Consider the following 2,061-nt stretch of genomic DNA (forward strand, 5'->3'; position numbering starts at 1 on the left):
GAAGATCTACGTCGGTCACGGCGTCAGCACTTCGGTGCAGGACAAGTCGGTTACCTACGCGATCCGTCCGGAAAAATTGCTGGTCAGCACCGTCAAGCCCGAGCACCGCTACAACTGGTCCAGCGGCAAGGTGCATGACATCGCCTACCTCGGCGGCCACTCGGTGTTCTACGTCGAGCTGCCCGGCGGCAAGATCGTCCAGTCGTTCATGGCCAACGCCGAACGCCGTGGTGCGCGCCCGACCTGGGACGATCAGGTCTACGTGTGGTGGGAAGACGACAGCGGCGTGGTACTGCGCGCATGAAAACCTTCAATCAGCAATTTCTGAGACTGGTCCCCAGCGGGCGCAAGCTCGTCATCGGGATTCCATTCATCTGGCTGTTCCTGTTCTTCATGCTGCCGTTCTTCCTGGTGATGAAGATCAGCTTCTCGGAAGCAGCCCTGGCCATTCCGCCGTACTCGGAGATCTACACCTTCGCCGAGCAAAAATTTCAGCTGCTGTTGAACCTCGGTAACTACAGCCTGCTGACCCAGGACGAACTGTACATCTCGGCGTACCTCGGCTCGTTGAAAGTAGCGTTGCTCAGCACGATGATGTGCCTGGTGATCGGTTTCCCGATGGCCTACGCGATTACCAAGGCCAACAAGGAAGCGCAAAACGTCCTGCTGCTGTTGATCATGATGCCTACCTGGACCGCGATCCTGATCCGCGTTTACGCGTGGATGGGCATCCTCAGCAACAACGGTTTGCTCAACGCATTCTTGATGTGGACCGGGCTGACCTCGGCGCCGATCGAGATCCTCAACACCAACACCGCCGTCTACATCGGGGTCGTTTACGCCTACCTGCCGTTCATGGTGTTGCCGCTGTACGCCAACCTGGTCAAGCACGATGGCAGCCTGCTGGAAGCCGCGTCGGACCTGGGTTCGAGCAACTTCAACAGCTTCTGGAAAATCACCGTGCCGTTGGCCAGGAACGGCATCATCGCCGGCTGCATGCTGGTGTTCATTCCRGTGGTCGGTGAGTTCGTGATTCCGGAACTGCTGGGCGGCCCGGAAACCCTGATGATCGGCCGTGTGTTGTGGCAAGAGTTCTTCAACAACCGCGACTGGCCGGTGGCGTCTGCCCTGGCGGTGGTGATGCTGTTGATCCTGATTGTGCCGATTCTGCTGTTCAACCGCAGCCAGGCCAAAGAGATGGAGGCACGGGGATGAAACGCTTCGGATTTTCAAAGTTCATGCTGATTTTCGGCCTGTCGTTTATCTACCTGCCGATGCTGATTCTGGTGATTTACTCGTTCAACGCATCCAAGTTGGTGACGGTGTGGGGTGGCTGGTCGATCAAGTGGTACGCCGGTTTGCTCGACAACAGCCAGCTGATGGGCTCGGTGGGGCGCTCGCTGGAAATCGCCTGCTACACCGCCGTCGCAGCAGTCGCACTAGGGACGTTAGCCGCGTTCGTCCTGACTCGCGTTACCCGCTTCAAGGGCCGCACGCTGTTCGGCGGCCTGGTCACCGCGCCGCTGGTGATGCCTGAGGTGATCWCTGGTCTGTCGCTGTTGCTGCTGTTCGTGGCCATGGCGCAATTGATCGGCTGGCCGCAGGAACGCGGCATCGTCACCATCTGGATCGCCCACACCACCTTTTGTGCGGCCTACGTGGCGGTGGTAGTCTCCGCCCGCCTTCGCGAACTGGACCTGTCCATCGAAGAAGCGGCCATGGACCTGGGTGCGAAGCCATTCAAGGTGTTTTTCCTGATCACCATTCCGATGATCGCGCCGTCTCTGGCGGCCGGCGGCATGATGTCCTTCGCCCTGTCGCTGGATGACCTGGTGCTGGCGAGCTTCGTGTCGGGTCCGGGTTCCACGACCCTGCCGATGGAAGTGTTCTCGGCGGTGCGTCTGGGCGTGAAACCCGAGATCAACGCCGTGGCCAGCCTGATCCTGTTGGCGGTGTCCATCGTGACCTTCATGGTCTGGTTCTTCAGCCGCCGTGCCGAAGAAAGCCGCAATCGCGCGATCCAGGAAGCCATGGACCAGACCACCAGCGAATCCTGGCAAC

3 protein-coding genes are annotated in these 2,061 nt (G+C 59.7%); all 3 read left to right on the forward strand.

Annotated features, from left to right (window positions below; translation table 11 throughout):
* A partial coding sequence (locus ACXRVY_RS25940) for a TOBE domain-containing protein (RefSeq protein ID WP_458238616.1) occupies positions 1 to 304 on the forward strand: 304 nt, incomplete at its 5' end.
* The gene (locus tag ACXRVY_RS25945; protein ID WP_223457627.1) at positions 301 to 1,215 is read left to right on the forward strand and encodes an ABC transporter permease subunit; all 915 of its coding nucleotides are present in this window, start codon (positions 301 to 303) and stop codon (positions 1,213 to 1,215) included. The genes ACXRVY_RS25940 and ACXRVY_RS25945, both read left to right, overlap by 4 nt.
* On the forward strand, positions 1,212 to 2,061 hold an 850-nt coding region (locus tag ACXRVY_RS25950), incomplete at its 3' end, for an ABC transporter permease subunit (protein WP_458238617.1). The genes ACXRVY_RS25945 and ACXRVY_RS25950, both read left to right, overlap by 4 nt.

The sequence above is a fragment of the Pseudomonas sp. P5_A2_2 genome (genome assembly GCF_054177685.1).